Source organism: Enterococcus sp. VV15, from assembly GCF_005236045.1.
Classification (GTDB): domain Bacteria; phylum Bacillota; class Bacilli; order Lactobacillales; family Enterococcaceae; genus Enterococcus_B; species Enterococcus_B durans.
In genome coordinates, this window is the sequence record NZ_QPTY01000107.1 from 1 (window position 1) to 820 (window position 820).

Consider the following 820-nt stretch of genomic DNA (forward strand, 5'->3'; position numbering starts at 1 on the left):
GAAAATATATTAAGTTTGATCAATGAGAGACCGGTAAAACATTGTATAGTATTTTACACAGGATTATGGACTTGACTAACAGAACCCTTTATTTAAATTATAGCTTTTAATATCTTAATAAACAAGTGATTAATCACTTGTGATTTGTGATAAGTGATTTGTGATTAATATATAAAAGCCCTCTTTAAAGGGCTTTTATGTTTATTTTGAAAAAGAGATAAAATCAATATATCCCTTTTCCCCAATTTTTACAACGGCATTGTAGGGCTTTTTCTCTTTGTTTTTGATTCCTTTTACCAGGGTTTCTTTTCCCTCCAGTAATTCTTTTACATTCGTTTTGGTTAGTTTTTTCTTTCTAAAATGTTCAGCTAAAGTAAACTTACATTCAGGATAATTTGAACAACCATAAAACGATTTTTTTAATACAATATTGTTGCCACACTTAGGACATTTTCCTACAAGGGGTCCCGAGCGCTTAGTGGGAATTTGTACCCCTTATCGATACAAATTCCCCGTAGGCGCTAGGGACCTCTTTAGCTTCTTGGAAGCTGTCAGTAGTATATCTAATAATTTATCTCCATTCCCTTTAGTAACGTGTAACTTTCCAAATTTAAAAAAGCGACTCATAGAATTATTTCCTCCCGTTAAATAATAGATAACTATTAAAAATAGACAATACTTGGTTCTGTTGCAAAGTTTTAAATAAAGAATAAAATCCCTTACGGCATCTATGATTTAAGCTGGGATTCCCAATAATACCTTGATTTCAGTACAGACCGAAAACCCGAAGAGAGTGCCTTCTTTTCGGGTTTTCTTATAT

The 820-nt window shown here is 32.2% G+C and carries 1 pseudogene; it reads right to left on the reverse strand.

Going from position 1 to position 820, the window contains the following annotated elements:
- Nucleotides 1–201: 201 nt before the first annotated feature.
- Nucleotides 202–462, reverse strand: a pseudogene (locus DVW83_RS14795) (topoisomerase DNA-binding C4 zinc finger domain-containing protein); the annotation flags it as partial.
- Nucleotides 463–820: the final 358 nt, after the last annotated feature.